We start from the raw sequence: 16,466 nt of genomic DNA on the forward strand, positions 1-16,466 counted from the left end.
AAATCAAATCAGAAATTATAATCGATTTGAAAACTTAATCGGTTATCCAAATCACCGGGGAACTGAGAATTGCCACTCCCAAATTCTTTGTTATTTGGTTTTTTTAATTCAGAGTACTTTACTGAAAAGGAAATTCCAAAGACTGTTTTGTAACCAAAATAAATGTACCATCTTATTCCTTCTCCGTATAATGGTGGATTGGAAAGAACGCCCGCTAAATCATTTTCAAATTGATATACTCTTGTATTATAGGAATCGGTTTTAAAAAAAATTATTCGCGCATTTAAATCTAAGTTTTTAACGGGGATCAGCTTAATATCCTGATAGATTAAAAATCCGGTTTCTCTCTTATTCGTTTCAATTGTTGTTACAAATTCACCTCGAGTTCTTAGTTGAAATGATTTTTCTGACTTGAATAATATTTCACCTCGCAGACTCTCATATTTCTTTGTACTAACAGTATAGATATACACTATTGGTTTAATATCCTCTTTAATCTCATTTTTATACCTTAGCCTAAGTTCAATTGAACGGGAGGGTTTATATGTATAGTGCAATAGGAAATCATTTCCCTTTGTGCTGAAATTGTATTTGCTATCAGCTACAGGAAATTTATATTGATCATAATAAAAATCAAATGTCCCAACTGATGAATGATAACGGAAACCGGAATAGAATCCAATTTCATTACTAGTATTGTCGGCTTCACCAAAACCAGAGGATCGAAAACTTTTATACTCGGTTGCATAATTTCTAATGGAAAACATTAGCTTAAAATTTTTTGAAGCTGCAAACTCAAAATTATTTATTGATGCAACGGATGAATTGGCAAGACTGGTTTCGCCTGTAAAACTAAAAGTTCCATAATTCGTATTATAGCACCATGAGAAAATTGGAAAACTTTTTTGTGGGTGCGATTGTGTCTTAGGATTTTGATATGGAAGGTTGAAATTGGTTTTGTAAAATAAAAAACCAATTGAGCCCCAATCATCAAATTCATACTCTGTTGCTATTCCAAATATTGTTTCTTTAACCATATCTTTTTTACTTAATTCTGAATTAGTGCGATGCATGCCATCTAATGGAAAGGAGGTTATCTGATTTGAAAAGGTATCAATATTTGCGTCAAGATATTTAAATGAAAAGAAAGATGTGAATGAGAAATTGCATAATTTTATTGTACCCGCGATTCCTCTCATAAATAAATTTTCTTCAGCACTTAAAAATGTTTTTACTCTTTGAGCTTTTCTAGGCAAAACATTTACGGCTTCGCTTCCTTTTGAAACTCCATATCTATTCCATATCGCCAGCCCTTGACCAAATTCAGTTATATAATCCCCAATCACAAAAGTATAAGTATTATCTGTACCCTTCATCGATAGGTTAAATAAAGCTAGATCAGTGAGAGAACTTTCTCCGGCATCTTTCTCAGTTAGTAGCCCTAATCTCAAATTATTTCCCTTATTAATGATCAAACGGTTAATAACTTTTAATTTACTTCCTGAGTAGGCGCCATTTCGGAATCCTCTTTCTGTTTGCATATCTTGTTGTATTCTTGTTCTGAGGGATAATTTAATGTTAGAGAAATATTTCCCAATAGAACTAAAAGGGGATGACTCATTATATTTACCGAGTTGAAAAAAGGGTAATATCTTAATAATTAATTCGTTACTCACCCCAGCAATATTTACTAATTGTGATGATTCATATATTCCGCCAAGCAAGTTTCTGTGGCGGATGATAGCTGTTGCTTCTTGTCGTGTTAAAAAAGGAATTGCGAGAAGTTCATTTATAGATGCCTCATTTAATCTTATCGGGTTCTGAATCAAGTATTCAAGTTGATCATAATAATCATTTATCTCATTATCCATAATCAATTCTTCTAAAAAATTGTCGAAGAGATTATAAATATTGGTAGTGTCGCTCTGACCGATCAAATCGATCTGCAGAAATATTATTAAGATGACTGCGGTTAAAAATTTGCTAATCATTTTGAAAGCGAATTAAGATGGCAAATTGGTGACTATTTCCAAGATCGGCATTGTTCGTGCGTGCGTAATCAAAATGAAAATAATTATAGTGTATACCAATACCCAATGAGAATGTATTTGGTTCATTAGAAGTACCAATACGAAGAGAAAAATATTCAATTGGGGTGTATTCTGTTCCAAAGCGCAGTGAAGGTTTAAATCTAGTTTCTTTTTCTATACCTAGGGTAAATAGCAGTTCTTCTACTAGTTGTAAGTGAAAACCCGCACTAATTATTGTAGGTAGCATGTCGGATTCATTTCCGATCGAAGACTGAGCCAAATTTTGTAACGAAGCACCAAATCCAATCTCATTACTAATACTTAGAATCGCACCAGCATTTAAAATAAACGCAGAACTATTTCCATAATTCTTAATAGAGATATTCTTATATAAAAGAGAACCGCCAGCCGAAAAAATGTTGCTGATTTTTTTTGCGTATCCAATTATAATACTAGTTTCTCTGTATAGTTCAAATCCATAAGTCGAAAAACCGGCACCCAATGAACCGAACTTAGTTGGCTCGCAATAAACTCCATATGCATTCGATAATTCTTTTATTCCGAATGGAGATGGTGAAAAATAAAACCCGATTTCTCGGCTACCGACCAGAGATAATCCGGAAGAATTATTGAAGAGAGAAAAGGCATCATTATCGAAAGATATATTTGAGTGAGCCAGCGCAACTTGTCGCGCCCCGGGCTTAGATTGTGGGAAACTATGATTCCAGGCTAATAGTACAATCGCCAAAATTAACACTGATGGTTTCATGTTCTAAAAGTTTAAGTTATGTCATTGTTTAATAATCTATAAATATCTATTTTGAAATAAATATTATATCAATGATTGGGAAGTGTGATGAAAAAAATAGTTTTGTTAATGTTACTTTTACAGCTTTACCCCATTATAATTCAATCGCAAGAACTAGATGCAACAGTCACTATGAATGTTGAGCAGTTGCCAAACCCAGCTAGAGATAGACTAATAAATTTTGAAACCGTGGTACAAGATTACCTGAATAATAATAAATATACAAGTGGTACATGGGAAGGGGAAAGAATAAAATGTTCGTTTACGATATTCTTTTTGGGCGCACCGGACGAAACAAGCTATAGCGCTCAGTTGGTCGTCTCTAGTCAGCGCCCGGTTGAAGGATCACAAATAAGCTCGTTAATGTTGAGTATTATGGATAATGCTTGGAGTTTTAAATATGAAAAAGGGCAGGGATTATATTTTAATCAGAGTGATTTCGATCCTTTAACAAGTATGCTTGATTACTATGCTTATATAATTCTTGGTTTTGATTTTGATTCCTTCTATTCTCTGGGTGGTACAGATTATTTTCGTAAAGCAATGGATATTGCAATGAAAGGGGGAGGAAGTAGGTTTCCAAAAGGCTGGCAGTTTGAAAGTACAGTATTTAATCGGCAGGCTTTAGTTGAAAACTTACTTAATGCCAAATATCAGCAATTTCGCCAGGATTATTTTGATTACCACTATAATGGAATAGATTTGTTTTACTCTAAAGATAGAGAAATAGGCGTAAGAAATATTGTAAAACTGGTTAAAAATTTAGAAAGCAAAAAAGGTCAAATTGACTGGCGAAGCGTTTTGATGAAAGTATTCTTTGATGCAAAAGCTGGAGAGTTCGCAACATATCTTAAAAATTATGAGGATCAATCAATATTTACATCTTTAAAAAGAATTGACCCGGCACACGCCGCTAAATATGATGAAGCCCTCAGATAGAGGGCTTTTCCTATCAAATCGATATATCGTAGATTCGGTATTTCTTGTAAATTTTCCCTTTCATAACCTCCGCACCACGATTCATCATATCATTATCTTCTAATATCCAACTTGCTTCACCTCTTAAAATTCCAATTTTTTCAGCTCGCTGCATTATATCCCAATATAGCACCGCATCCAAACCACGTTTTTGAAATTCGGGGATGATGCCCAGAGTTATAACCCGGCTCCATGTGATCTTTTTCTTTTGTGTGAAAAGTTTAATGAAATTAAATGGGAGCAATCTTCCATTCATTGATTTGAAGATTTGATTATAATCCAGCATTACAAGGGCAAAACCTACCAACTGATCATCGATCTCCCCAAATAAAACTAATGAAGGCTCTACTAATGGTTTTAAATCTTTTGCCATCGCATCAATTTCTTCATCTGTCATCGGTACAAAACCCCAATTTGGCGCCCACGCCTTATTATAAACGTATTTAACTTTTTCCAATTCCGAAGCAAAGTTTTTTATATCAAGCTGTTTAATTACAAGTCGTGATCTTTTCTGTGCCAGTTCTGCAACTCTTCTGACTTTATCAGATTTTACCATATCTGGATTATCTATAGAATAGGCATACAAATCCTTGGCCTTTTTAAATCCATAATTATCACACAATTCAAGATAATATTTTGGATTATAGGGCATAAGAATTCTTGGCTCATCATCAAATCCTTCAATTAGCATGGCGTATTCGTCGTTTGAAGATGGATTTGCCGGCCCGCGCATAGTATCGCACCCTTTATTTTGCAGCCATTTCTTTGCCGCATCAAAAAGTTTGTTTGCAACGTTTTGATCATTAATAGATTCAAAAAAACCGAAGAAGCCAACTTTATCATTGTGAACTTGATTATGAAGATCATTTTTAATGGCGGCAATTCTTCCAACTATTTTTCCATCTACTTCCGCAATAAATAGTTGAGAATCTGCATGTTTATAAAACGGATTTTTCTTTTTATCAAGAATTTTCATTTTATCAAAAAGGAGTGGGGGAACCCAATAAGGGTAATCCTTATAAACTTCCCAAGCAAATTTGAGAAATCTTTTGATATCACTTTTAGAATTTATTTCTTTTACCAAAATCTCGTTCATTCTCTCTCCACATTTGATAAAAAAAAAGCATACTTAATTAAGTATGCTTTTAAAAATTTAGAAATTTTAGATTAAGCCAATTTCTTTACCAACTTTTTTAAAAGTCTCTAATATAAAATCTAAATGTTCATCTTCATGAGAAGACATATAGCTTGTTCGCATCATCTGTCTTCCTTGAGGTACGCCGGGTGAAATGAACACATTAACAAAAACACCCGAATCATAAAGTTTGCGCCACATTGCAAATGCTAAAGGATCATCACCAACTATAACCGGAACAATTGCGGTTCTTCCCTCAATTACAGTAAAACCAGCTTCAATTAATCCCTTTCTCATCTTATCGGCGTTTGCTATTAATTTTGTAACTCTTTCCGGTTCAGCTTCTAAAATATCGAGAGCCGCTAAAGCTGCAGCAACAGATGCAGGAGTGGGGGAAGCACTAAATATTAGAGCGGAGGAATGATGTTTGAGATAATTTAATACTCTCTCTTTACCTGCAACAAATCCGCCTAAAGAAGCAAAAGTTTTACTGAACGTACCCATTGTTAAATCAACTTCTTCTTCGAGATTAAATTCGCTCGCGGTACCTCGTCCACCTTTACCAATTACCCCTACTGAATGAGCATCGTCAATTAAGGTTCTAGCGTTGTATTTTTTAGCAAGCTCAATTAATTTTGGTAGGTCAACAATTTCACCGCCTGTACTGAATACACCGTCACTCACTAATAGTTTCGGTGAGTCGATTGGTATTTTAGAAAGAACTCTTTCCAAATCATCCATATCATTATGTTTGTAGCGTTCGAGATTTGCCGTAATCCCTCTTGCCATCATTTGTCCAGCTACAATACAAGCATGGTTATCTTTGTCGGAAACTACATATTCGTTTCTACCTTGCACTAAAGTTGGAATAATTCCTTGAGCTGTTTGGTAACCGGTTGAAAAAAGTAATACTGATTCTGTGCCGAAGAATTTAGCAAGCCTTTCTTCTAATTCCATATGAAGATCAAGTGTCCCGGTTAAGTAGCGCGATCCAGAACAACCTGTGCCATACTTTTCAACAGCTTTAAGTGCTGCTTCTTTAACTTTAGGATGTGCCGTAAGCCCTAAATAGTTATTAGAACCGGCCATCACAATTTTTCGCCCCTCAATTTGTACTACAGGTCCCTCATTTTCCTCAATAGCTCGGAAATAAGGATATACACCCAGAGCTTTAATATCATCAGCTCGTGTGAAGTCGTAACATTTTTTGAATAAATCCAAAATACCTCCGGATTATTATTTCGTTCTTGAATTTTATATTTTTGAAGCCAATTAAATGGTTTAAAGATTTTTCGTTTGTGAATATAAATAAATTTAACAGAAAATTAATATTATGAGTCAGAAAATAATTTCAGTGGTAACAGGAGCTTCCGGCTTTGTTGGCAGTCATTTAGTAGATAAATTAATCAGTGAAGGACATCATGTAAAATGTATATTGCGTAAATCGAGTTCACGTAAATGGCTTGATGGAAAACCTGTAGAAATCATCGACTCGGGATTATTCGATAAAGAAAAATTAAAAACAATTTTATGTGATGCCGATTACTTATTTCATGTAGCCGGAGTTGTAAAAGCAAAACATTATCAAGATTATTTAAATGGTAACGTAGAGACAACACGCGCACTTCTTGAAACTTTAGTGGAGGTTAATCCGAAAATTAAAAAGGTAGTTATTGTGAGCAGTCTTACTGCATGTGGTCCATCAACTAATGGAGTTACTTCGACAGAGGAAACCATTGAACATCCACTTACAAGGTACGGAAGAAGTAAGTTGGAACAAGAAAAATTAGCTAAATCATTTATGGGTAAACTTCCGATATCTATCGTCCGCCCTCCGGCAGTATTCGGTCCTCGCGATACAGAAATATTTTTAGTGTTTAAAACATATAAAGCTGGGTTGATGACTTTAATAGGATTCGATAAAAAGGAACTAAGTTTGGTTTATGTTGATGATTTAGTAAATGGAATTTATTTAGCTTCGATTAGTAATCAATCAGCTGGGCAGACATATTTTGTCGCCGCTGAAGAAATTAATAACTGGATTCAGGTTAGCGGATTTCTGGAGAAGGCACTTGGAAAGAAAGCAATTAATCTTCACTTGCCTCATTTTATAGTTTATACTGTTGCGGCAATTGCTCAATTTTTTGCAATATTTAGTTCAAAGGCCGCCACTTTTAATATTGAAAAAGCAAGAGATTTTGTGCAAAGTGCGTGGACTTGCGATGTTTCAAAAGCCAAAAAAGAGCTGGGATATTCTCAGTCGATTTCGATTGAAGAAGCGATGATTAGAACTGCAGATTGGTATAAAGCAGAAAAATGGTTGTGATTAATTTTTCGTTTTGAATATAGTAGATGGGATTCACATTTATCGCAATCACCATTACCAAAACCTTTTATCAGCATTATTTCAGGAAAATTGGCTTGCATTGTCCTCACTAATTCACACTCTAAAGATTTTTCTCCATTCTCAAACAAGAATAATGTTTTTACTTCGCAATATTTTGAAGTTGTGAGATAATCAATGTGCCAATAAATATTCTTCTCGTTTCGTAAATGTCTGGTTATACGTGAATTAAAATTTTTTTGAGCGCTTCCGGAGTAATAATAATAACCTTTCTCAAAAATGATCCCGTCAAATTTTTTAATATCAACATTAAAATTGGATAATGCATTTATCTCAAGAAGGTAAATACCACTTTTTATATCAATTATTTTTTGCACCCTCTTTCACCCAAGTTTTAATACCCTCAATTTGATTTTTGGTTAATGCGGGATAACCGAATGGGGGCATTATATTAACGCCGGTTCCTTCAATTGCCCAAATTAATTTACTGTTTTGCGGCAAACCGGGAGCAACTACTAAAAAATCTAAAGTGGTGTTAGTGTGACTTGTCAAACTTAATCCACCGGAGCGAGATGCATCATCATGGCATCCGGAGTTGGTGCACTTTGCATTAAACACTGGTTGCAAATGTTTATTATAACTAATATCAGTGGTTGGAATTAGTATACTATCGATACCAGTTAGTGTATCATCACATGCTGATAGGAGCACTATAAAAATAAATGAGAAACTTAAAAGAATATTAATTATGTTTTTATTCATCTTAGTCTTATATTTTTTTCGTAAAGATATTCGTACTCACTAATTTATTCAATTTAATTTTAACCATGGAACAATTTTTACATTCACTGAGGGAAATATGAAGAAAATGAAATTATTATTACTGTTAATTGTATTCTTCCTTGGCCACAATTTGAATGTAGCTCAGGATTTGCTTCAATCCGGCCCACTTGTTGGTTATTCAGCGATGAGAGAGGTAATGTTGTGGGTTCAAACTAAATCTGAGGCTAAAGTAAAATTTTCTTACTGGAATATTGAATCACCAAAGAAGATTGAATTTACTGACGAATTACTTACGGAAAAGAAGGAGGGCTTTACCGCCAAACTGATTTGCGATAAGCTGGAGCCGGGGCAGAAATATAAATATGCCCTTTATATAAATGGAAAAAAACAAAAACTAAATTATGAATTGAATTTCCAAACACAGGAATTATGGCAATGGAGAAAAAACGCACCTGATTTCTCCTTTATAACTGGAAGCTGTGCCTATATTAATGAAACGGAGTATGATAGACCTGGAACTCCTTATGGCGCTAACTATGAAATTTTTAACCATATACAAAGTAAGAAAGCAGATTTTATGCTTTGGCTGGGGGATAATTATTATTTACGGGAAGCCGATTGGGATTCATGGAGCGGAATAATTAAAAGGATTACACATACCCGATCTCTTAGGGAACTACAGCCTATTTGGGGTTCTATGCATCATTACGCTACCTGGGATGATCATGACTTTGGTCCTAACGACAGTGACAGAGGATTCTGGAATAAAGATAAAACTTATGAAGCATTTAAATTATTTTGGCCAAATCCTTCCTTTGGCTTTGATGGAAATAAATCGGTTACTACTTTTTTTCAATGGGGTGATGTTGATTTTTTCCTATTAGATGATAGAACATTTAAAACTCCAAATTTTCGGAAAACTGGAAAACGTACATTGTTGGGTGATGCTCAGATTGAATGGTTAATTGATAATCTTGTGTCGAGTCGAGCAGCATTTAAGATTATTGCTTTAGGTGGGCAATTTCTAAATCCAAATGCCGGTGGTGAAAACTATTCAACCTATCCAGAAGAGAGGCAAAAAATATTAAAATTAATTGAAGATGAAAAAATTGATGGAGTAATATTTTTAACAGGCGATGTTCATCGTTCAGAAATCACAAAATTTAACCGAGAAAATAATTATCCACTTTATGATTTTACAATCTCCCCATTAACTGCGGGTCCTTCCCGTGAATATCCTAATGATTGGCGTTTGGAATCAACTATGGTACTGGATAGAAATTTTGCACAAGTATTGGTATCCGGGGAAAGAAAAAATAGAGTAATTACTTGGAATTGTTATAATTGGAAAGGGGAGAAAATGTGGAGTTATTCCATTAATGAAAATGAATTAAAAATTAAAAAGTAACTTTAAAATAGAATTTAGGGATTGTCACTTCATAATAAGTTTTTTAGATTTGGCGCAGTTAAATTAGAATGTATTAACTCAATACTCATCACTCTTCGTTCTTAACTATTACGGGGCTATAGCTCAGCTGGGAGAGCGCTTGAATGGCATTCAAGAGGTCAGCGGTTCGATCCCGCTTAGCTCCACTTAAAACAACCCATCCAAAAAATGTACTCGGTTTATATCCTTCAAAGTCTTAAGACCAAAAAATATTACATCGGCCATACCGATTCTTTGGAACGAAGAATTCATTAACATAATTCCGGATATTCAAAATCGACAAAACATGGAGTCCCATGGGAGTTAGTTTATCATCAAGAATTTAATACTAGAAGCGAAGCAGTCCAATTAGAAATGAAATTGAAAAAAATGAAGAGTAAAGATTATTTATGTGGGATAATTTCTGGGAGAGCGCCCCGATGAAATCGGGGAGGTCAGCGGTTCGATCCCGCTTAGCTCCACAAAAAAAAGCCTTATTTCAATTCGAAATAAGGTTTTTTTACTTTAAATCATTCTTTAAGTCTTTTATTGACCCACAAAATGTCCCAGAAAAAGGATCTCAATTTCATCCAGCATTTTTTCAGTGTCCAACTTCAGTTTTTTGAACAAGAGAAGCAATCTGTGAGAAGTTATGTTGTAATCTCCTCAACTCACTTTCCAATTTATAAATTTTATAGGACTCAATAGATTCACGTCCTCCTAAAAGCCAATTGATATCACAACCTAAACGTACAAGTTTAACGAGTATACGAGCACCCGGTTCTCTTTTCCCACTAATATATTGCTGGAGTTGTTGAGGGGAGATAGTCATAGCTTCTGCAAGTTTTTTTAGTGTGCCATATTTTCTTTTAGCGAATAAGCGAATTCTCTCACCAATACCGAAATTAATATGATCATCATTAAATAGATCAAGGTTTTCGTTGCGTTCATCTTCAAAAAGATTCAATTCAAATTGGTAATCATCTATTATTTGTTTTATCTGACTATATAGTTCATCATCAAATTGATGACTATCGTATAAAAGATAGGAGAGAGTTTGAATTTTCATATCAAGTCTTTCAGCAATCATGCTTAATTTGATTCCGAGAGTGTGCAGAAGATACTTAATTTCGTCTTGCTTCGTCATAAAATCTCAACCGCTTTTCTTGATATATAGTTAATATATTAAAAAATACTAAATAAATACATTTAACATCTAATTTATCTCAATCAAAATTGGGCATGACTAAATCTAAAAAAATTTTTGTAACAAAATTCAAATCAATATCTTTACCATGTATGAATTTAACAGAATTGGCAAAGAATTATCGCTATATCCTCCGAATTGCACTCCCAGCAATTGCCGGTTTATCCACACAAATGATCGTATCATTGGTAGATACAGCAATGGTGGGCAGATTGGAAGATGCCCATTACTATTTAGCGGCAATGGGAATTGGCGTTTTTGCTACTTGGGCTGTTGTAAGCTTATTTTCTAGTCTCGCAACCGGAACCCATGTTTTAATTGCCAGAAGATTTGGGGAGAAAAATTTTGATGATTGTGGCAGAGTTTTAAATACTTCTCTTATCTTATCAGCTGGGACTGGGGTGGTGATAAGCTTAATTGTTGTTGGTTTTTCACAAGATATTGCCGGTTTTTTTGCAGTTGACGATAGAGTGTCCCTCTATGCGGGAGATTACCTGTATTACCGATTTATGGGACTTCCTTTTTTTCTAATTACAGTTTCATACAGAGGATTTTATTTTGGAATTGGCAAAACTAAGATTTTCATGTTTTCAGGAATTCTCGTCAACTTCTTAAATATAATATTCAACTACATTTTTATTTATGGCGGTTTTGGGATTGAAGGAATGAAATTAGCCGGTGCCGGGTTAGGATCAACACTCGCAACAATATGTGACGCATTGTTCTACATCATTGTATCGAGCACTCCCGGTTATAGAAATAAATTTAATTATTTTAAAAAGTTTTCATTTATAAAAAGTATATCTAATTCTATTATAAAAATCTCCCTCCCTGTATCCTTACAAAATATATTTATTTTAATTGGTTTTTTAAGTTTTATCTCGATAAGCGGTTTAATTGGTACTGTTGAGCAGGCGGCGAGTACCGCTATTTTTTCAGCCCTATTAATTTCATTGATGCCCTGCTTCGGATTTGGAATTGCTGTACAAACTTTAGTGGGGAATAGCCTCGGGAGCGGTGATATTAAAAAGGCAAAACAGTATGGCTTTCATACGATGATCATAGCATTAGTATATACAGTCTTTATTGGAGCATTCTTCTTAATTTTACCTCAATTGGTGCTGCTTCTCACAACTACCGATAGGAATGTTATTGATACTGCAATACCTGCATTAAGAGTTGCTGCAGTGGGACAAATATTTTACGCGATCGGTGTTGTTTTAGCTAATGGTTTACAAGCCGTTGGAAAAACCATGTATGTAATGCTTGCGGAGGTATTGGTTAATTGGTTCATCTTTGTTCCTTTAGCATATTTCATGGGGGTTTATTTAGAATTCGGATTAATTGGCGCCTGGTGGGCTTTACCATTTTATGTGATTATTTTTGCTCTGCTTATATATGCAAAATTCATGAGAGGGGACTGGACTAAATATAAAAATGTATAAAAAATTAATACTTGACATTCTTGATGGCTAGAAATATATTTACCTCAGAAAAATGAAAAACAAACTACTTATATCGATTTTCCTTCTATCAGCACTCACTATTTTTGCTGGTGCAGATCTATTAAAGTTCGGTGCTAGAAGTAGCGGCGGAAACGTTGTTGTGAACTGGCAAACTTCCACAGAAACAAACGTTAAAGAATATGTGGTTGAAAGAAAAACTGTGAATGGTTCCTATATCGCAATTGGTTCAATAGAAACAAGAACAGACAAGAATTACGAATTTGTTGACAAATCTGCTTTTAAATCTTCAGATCAACTTTATATTTATAGACTTAAGATTGTTGATAATGATGGCACATCATCCTATTCATGGGATGTTGCTGTTCCTCATAATGTATCAAGTGTAAAACGTACCTGGGGAAGTATTAAAGCCCTCTTCAGGTAGCAATACCATCGTACTGCCATAAATGATTTCCACCACAAATAAAATTTATCTTGCCTCAAAATCACCAAGAAGAAGAAAACTATTAAAACAGTTAGGTATAAAATTCAAATCTTTTTCCGTAGATCTTGATGAAGAGATATTGGATGGAGAACATCCAATTAAAACCGTTAAAAGATTATCCCTTCAAAAAATGGAAGAAGCAAAGAAACGCATTAAGTCGGGAGTAATAATTACCGCAGATACAATTGTTGTTTTAGATAAAGAGATAATTGGAAAACCCAGAGACTCAAAAGAAGCAGTTTTATTTTTAAAGAAACTTAGTGGGAAAACTCATACCGTGTTTACTGGATTTACGATATTTAGTTCATATAAAGAACATACAATTACTCAGTATGTAAGAACAAATGTAAAATTTAGGAAAATAACTAATACAGAAATAGATGAGTATGTAAAAGGGGGAAGTCCGATGGATAAAGCCGGGGCTTATGGAATCCAGGATGACTTTGGAGCGGTGTTCGTTGAAAAGATTAATGGGTGTTACTACAACGTGGTTGGTTTACCGCTCGCTAAACTTTACAAATCACTAATCGAAATTCTATAAATCAATTAATAATACAACATAAACGGAAATATTAAATGTCAATAAAAATAATTTGGACCAAAATTGATGAAGCTCCCGCACTAGCTTCTTTCTGTTTTCTTCCTATACTAAAATCATTTGTTAAAGAAACTGGAATAGAGGTTGAAGAGAAAGATATTTCTTTAGCAGGAAGAATTCTTGCGAACTTTCCTGATCATTTAAATGAAGAACAAAAAATCCCGGATTATTTATCCGAACTGGGAGAAAGTGTAAAGTTGCCTGAAACAATTATTATTAAGCTCCCTAATATTAGTGCTTCAATTCCACAGCTTCAGGAAGCGATTAAAGAATTACAGGCCAAAGGTTATAATATACCCGATTATCCCGAAGAGCCTAAAACGGAAGAAGAGAAAAAAATTAAGAATAGATATGCTAAGGTTTTAGGTTCGGCTGTAAATCCAGTTTTAAGAGAAGGTAATTCTGATCGGAGAGCTTCTGTATCGGTTAAGAAATTTGCTCAGAAATATCCTCATAAAATGATGAAACCTTGGCCTCAATCAGGTTCTAAATCAAAAGTCGCTCACATGGTGGACAAGGATTTTTATGGAACTGAAAAATCTTTGACAATGAAAAATGATGATATTGCTTCTATAGAATTTGTTGATTTAACTGGTAATGTTTCAATTCTTAAAGAAAAAATGAAATTAATTACTGGTGAGGTGATTGACGCCTCTGTTATGAATGTAAATGAGTTGAGAAAATTCTATGCCGAACAGATCGAAGCGGCAAAGAAAGATAATTTACTGCTTTCACTCCATCTCAAAGCTACTATGATGAAAATTTCTGACCCGATAATGTTTGGACATGCGGTATATGTCTATTTTAAAGATGCGCTTGATAAACACGCAGATAGCTTGAAAGAGGTTGGGGCTAATGTTAATAATGGTTTGATGGATATCCTCGAAAAAATCAAAAAATTACCGGATGAAAAAAGAACTGTTATTGAAAATGATATTAATAAAATTCTAGAAACGAGTGCTCCTCTTGCCATAGTTGATACAAGGAGTGGAAAAACAAATTTACATGTTCCTAATGATGTTATAGTTGATGCATCCATGCCAAATGTTGTTCGTGACGGGGGAAAGATGTGGAACCGTAATGATGAGTTGCAAGATTGTATTGCAATGATCCCTGATCGATGTTATGCAACTATGTATCAAGAAATAATCGAAGATGCTAAAACTAAAGGACAATTCGATCCAGCAACAATGGGCGCAGTCTCAAACGTTGGATTAATGGCACAGAAAGCCGAAGAATATGGTTCGCATGACAAAACTTTTGAAGTCAAAAATAATGGTATTGTAAGGGTTATTAATTCAAAAAATGAAATTTTACTTGAACAGCAAGTTGAGAAGGGTGATATTTTTAGGATGTGCCAAACCAAGAATGAAGCTATTAAAGACTGGGTTAAATTAGCTGTTAATAGAGCTAAGGCAACTGGCTCTCCTGCAATTTTTTGGCTTGATGAAAATAGAGGTCATGATAATGAAATCATTGCTAAAGTTAAAAAGTATTTAACTGAGTTTGATATAGCCGGACTTGAAATAAAAATTCTAAAACCGGTTGACGCAATGAAATATACTCTTGAAAGATCCCGCAAAGGATTAGATACAATTTCGGTCACAGGTAATGTTCTCCGCGATTATTTAACCGACTTATTCCCAATACTTGAGCTTGGCACTAGTGCAAAAATGCTCTCAATAATTCCATTATTAAATGGTGGCGGATTATTCGAAACTGGTGCTGGTGGGTCTGCTCCAAAGCATGTTCAGCAGTTATTGAAAGAAAATCACCTGAGATGGGATTCACTAGGTGAGTACTCTGCATTGGTTCCCTGTTTTGAAATGATTTTCGATAAAACAGGTAATAAGAAAGCAAAGGTATTGGCAGAAACACTTGATGTAGCAATTGGAAATTATCTAGAGAATTCGAAATCCCCATCACGAAAAGTAAATGAAATTGATAATAGAGGAAGCTCATTTTACCTAGCTTATTATTGGGCTCAGGCTCTAGCCAATCAAAATGCTGATACAGATTTAAGAGATCGGTTTACTAAAATTGCCAAAGAAATTGAAGCTAATGATAGTAAAATTGAGAAAGAACTTTTATCAGTTCAGGGTCAGCCTGTTGATCTAGGTGGTTACTTCTTCCCTGTAGATAAAAAAGCGTTTGCTGTTATGCGACCAAGTAGCATTTTTAATAAAATTATTGATGGGATGTAATTTTTCTGTAATTGAAAAATGAATTATTAATTTATGACGCTGTATTTTATGAGATTTGAAGAAAAGGCTTCTTATGGAAGCCTTTTTATTTAATTAAATAGGCTCTTTGTGTCAGTTATTCTTGATTTTAGGGCACGCTGTTGTTATTTTTCTAATACTAACAATAAATGGAGGACAAGATGGCAGAAGATAATGGAATTGGAAAAGGATTATTAGTCGGTTTCTTAACTGGTGCTGCGGTTGGTGCTGTAATTGCTCTTCTTTATGCCCCAAAATCGGGTAAAGAATTAAGGCAGGATATAAAAGAAAAATCTCAAGATTTTATGGAAGACGCCGAAAATTACCTTGAAAATGCAAAGGATAAAGCCTCACAATTGATTAATGATGGGAAAAAAAAATCTGAAAAATTGGTCTCCGACGCAAAAGTTAAGGTGGACCAATTATTAAATGAGGCTGAAAAAATTTTGGTAGATGCAAAAGAAAAGGCAGGTGCGGCAGTAAGTGGTAGTAAAGAAAAGTTGGAAAGAGAAGGTGACAGATTAAAGACTGCTTTTAAAGCTGGAATGGATGCATATAAAACTGAAAAGGAATCTTAAAATATTATGAGCATTTTAATCCAGATTGTATTGGTATTATTAATTCTTTCAGCTACTGCGTTATGTGTTTACCTAATATTTTACTTAAAAAGATTACTCATTCAAGTTGATGAAATGAGAAAAGATATACATCAACTTGTTGAAAAGACTGTACCTATCTTTGAAAAACTTGACGTGGCAGCTGATAAAGCAAATAAAATTGTATCAGAAGTTGAAGGTTATTGGGAAGATTTAGAGAATAGTATTAATAATCTAAAGCATAAAGTTTCTAATTTAACATCCTTCAATAAAACAACTACATCCGAAAATTCGGTTTCTGATTTTATTAGAAATTTAAGAGCTATTTCCCGAGGATTGGTTTCCTTTTGGGACGCACTTAAAAACAGGTAAATTTCTAGTTTCATACA

General features: G+C 34.3%; 16 protein-coding genes, 1 tRNA gene and 1 pseudogene. 11 read left to right on the top strand and 7 right to left on the bottom strand.

Features of this window, described 5'->3' with window-relative positions:
- Nucleotides 1-8: 8 nt before the first annotated feature.
- Together KF816_07675 and KF816_07680 are read right to left on the bottom strand one after the other, a co-directional pair.
- Nucleotides 9-1,991 (bottom strand): helix-hairpin-helix domain-containing protein, encoded by a 1,983-nt coding sequence (locus tag KF816_07675; GenBank protein MBX3007892.1) that lies wholly within the window; start codon nucleotides 1,989-1,991, stop codon nucleotides 9-11.
- Entirely contained in the window at nucleotides 1,984-2,799 is an 816-nt protein-coding gene (locus KF816_07680) for a hypothetical protein (protein ID MBX3007893.1), read from the bottom strand. Before KF816_07680 ends, KF816_07675 begins: the two co-directional genes overlap by 8 nt.
- Before the next feature lie 87 nt (nucleotides 2,800-2,886).
- On the opposite strand from KF816_07680, the gene KF816_07685 reads away from it, so the two are divergent.
- Nucleotides 2,887-3,777 (top strand): DUF4835 family protein, encoded by an 891-nt coding sequence (locus KF816_07685; protein MBX3007894.1) that lies wholly within the window; start codon nucleotides 2,887-2,889, stop codon nucleotides 3,775-3,777.
- 13 nt (nucleotides 3,778-3,790) lie between these two features.
- Here KF816_07685 and KF816_07690 read toward each other — a convergent pair whose 3' ends face one another.
- Nucleotides 3,791-4,912 carry a hypothetical protein gene (locus KF816_07690; GenBank protein ID MBX3007895.1) on the bottom strand — a complete coding sequence of 374 codons (1,122 nt, stop codon included), beginning with the start codon at nucleotides 4,910-4,912 and terminating at the stop codon, nucleotides 3,791-3,793.
- A gap of 66 nt (nucleotides 4,913-4,978) precedes the next feature.
- On the bottom strand, nucleotides 4,979-6,175 hold the full coding sequence (locus tag KF816_07695) for an aminotransferase class I/II-fold pyridoxal phosphate-dependent enzyme (protein MBX3007896.1): 1,197 nt from the start codon (nucleotides 6,173-6,175) through the stop codon (nucleotides 4,979-4,981).
- A 109-nt stretch (nucleotides 6,176-6,284) separates the two neighbouring features.
- Here KF816_07695 and KF816_07700 point away from each other — a divergent pair, with 109 nt between their 5' ends.
- Nucleotides 6,285-7,277: an NAD-dependent epimerase/dehydratase family protein gene (locus tag KF816_07700; GenBank protein ID MBX3007897.1), complete on the top strand. Its 993-nt coding sequence runs from the start codon at nucleotides 6,285-6,287 to the stop codon at nucleotides 7,275-7,277.
- On the opposite strand, the gene KF816_07705 is transcribed toward KF816_07700, so the two are convergent.
- Together KF816_07705 and KF816_07710 are read right to left on the bottom strand one after the other, a co-directional pair.
- Nucleotides 7,208-7,672 carry a GIY-YIG nuclease family protein gene (locus tag KF816_07705; GenBank protein ID MBX3007898.1) on the bottom strand — a complete coding sequence of 155 codons (465 nt, stop codon included), beginning with the start codon at nucleotides 7,670-7,672 and terminating at the stop codon, nucleotides 7,208-7,210. The two genes, KF816_07700 and KF816_07705, sit on opposite strands and share 70 nt — an antisense overlap.
- Entirely contained in the window at nucleotides 7,656-8,057 is a 402-nt protein-coding gene (locus KF816_07710; protein ID MBX3007899.1) for a hypothetical protein, read from the bottom strand. The genes KF816_07705 and KF816_07710 overlap by 17 nt, the downstream gene beginning before the upstream one ends.
- 97 nt (nucleotides 8,058-8,154) lie before the next feature.
- Between KF816_07710 and KF816_07715 the strand changes: the two genes are divergently transcribed.
- The 3 genes and pseudogenes from KF816_07715 (at nucleotide 8,155) to KF816_07725 (ending at nucleotide 9,948) form a co-directional block, all read left to right on the top strand.
- Nucleotides 8,155-9,486 carry an alkaline phosphatase family protein gene (locus tag KF816_07715; GenBank protein ID MBX3007900.1) on the top strand — a complete coding sequence of 444 codons (1,332 nt, stop codon included), beginning with the start codon at nucleotides 8,155-8,157 and terminating at the stop codon, nucleotides 9,484-9,486.
- Between the two features lie 112 nt (nucleotides 9,487-9,598).
- Nucleotides 9,599-9,671 (top strand) — tRNA-Ala (locus KF816_07720).
- Between the two features lie 22 nt (nucleotides 9,672-9,693).
- A pseudogene (locus tag KF816_07725) lies at nucleotides 9,694-9,948 on the top strand (GIY-YIG nuclease family protein).
- 157 nt (nucleotides 9,949-10,105) lie between these two features.
- Here KF816_07725 and KF816_07730 read toward each other — a convergent pair.
- On the bottom strand, nucleotides 10,106-10,651 hold the full coding sequence (locus tag KF816_07730; protein MBX3007901.1) for a helix-turn-helix transcriptional regulator: 546 nt from the start codon (nucleotides 10,649-10,651) through the stop codon (nucleotides 10,106-10,108).
- Between the two features lie 152 nt (nucleotides 10,652-10,803).
- On the opposite strand from KF816_07730, the gene KF816_07735 reads away from it, so the two are divergent.
- The 6 genes from KF816_07735 to KF816_07760 all read left to right on the top strand — a co-directional run bounded on the left by KF816_07735 (nucleotide 10,804) and on the right by KF816_07760 (nucleotide 16,449).
- Nucleotides 10,804-12,156 carry an MATE family efflux transporter gene (locus KF816_07735; GenBank protein MBX3007902.1) on the top strand — a complete coding sequence of 451 codons (1,353 nt, stop codon included), beginning with the start codon at nucleotides 10,804-10,806 and terminating at the stop codon, nucleotides 12,154-12,156.
- A gap of 52 nt (nucleotides 12,157-12,208) precedes the next feature.
- Complete coding sequence (locus tag KF816_07740; protein ID MBX3007903.1) at nucleotides 12,209-12,601, top strand: hypothetical protein; 393 nt, start codon at nucleotides 12,209-12,211, stop codon at nucleotides 12,599-12,601.
- A gap of 22 nt (nucleotides 12,602-12,623) precedes the next feature.
- Nucleotides 12,624-13,202, top strand: a complete 579-nt coding sequence (maf, locus tag KF816_07745; GenBank protein ID MBX3007904.1) for a septum formation protein Maf — start codon at nucleotides 12,624-12,626, stop codon at nucleotides 13,200-13,202.
- Between the two features lie 35 nt (nucleotides 13,203-13,237).
- Nucleotides 13,238-15,463, top strand: coding sequence for an NADP-dependent isocitrate dehydrogenase (locus KF816_07750; GenBank protein ID MBX3007905.1), 2,226 nt, complete (start codon nucleotides 13,238-13,240; stop codon nucleotides 15,461-15,463).
- A gap of 179 nt (nucleotides 15,464-15,642) precedes the next feature.
- On the top strand, nucleotides 15,643-16,059 hold the full coding sequence (locus KF816_07755) for a YtxH domain-containing protein (protein MBX3007906.1): 417 nt from the start codon (nucleotides 15,643-15,645) through the stop codon (nucleotides 16,057-16,059).
- Between the two features lie 6 nt (nucleotides 16,060-16,065).
- A complete protein-coding gene (locus KF816_07760) occupies nucleotides 16,066-16,449 on the top strand; it encodes a hypothetical protein (GenBank protein MBX3007907.1) in 384 nt (127 codons plus the stop codon).
- Nucleotides 16,450-16,466: the final 17 nt, after the last annotated feature.

The sequence above is a fragment of the Melioribacteraceae bacterium genome (assembly GCA_019638015.1).
Lineage (GTDB): Bacteria > Bacteroidota > Ignavibacteria > Ignavibacteriales > Melioribacteraceae > JAHBUP01.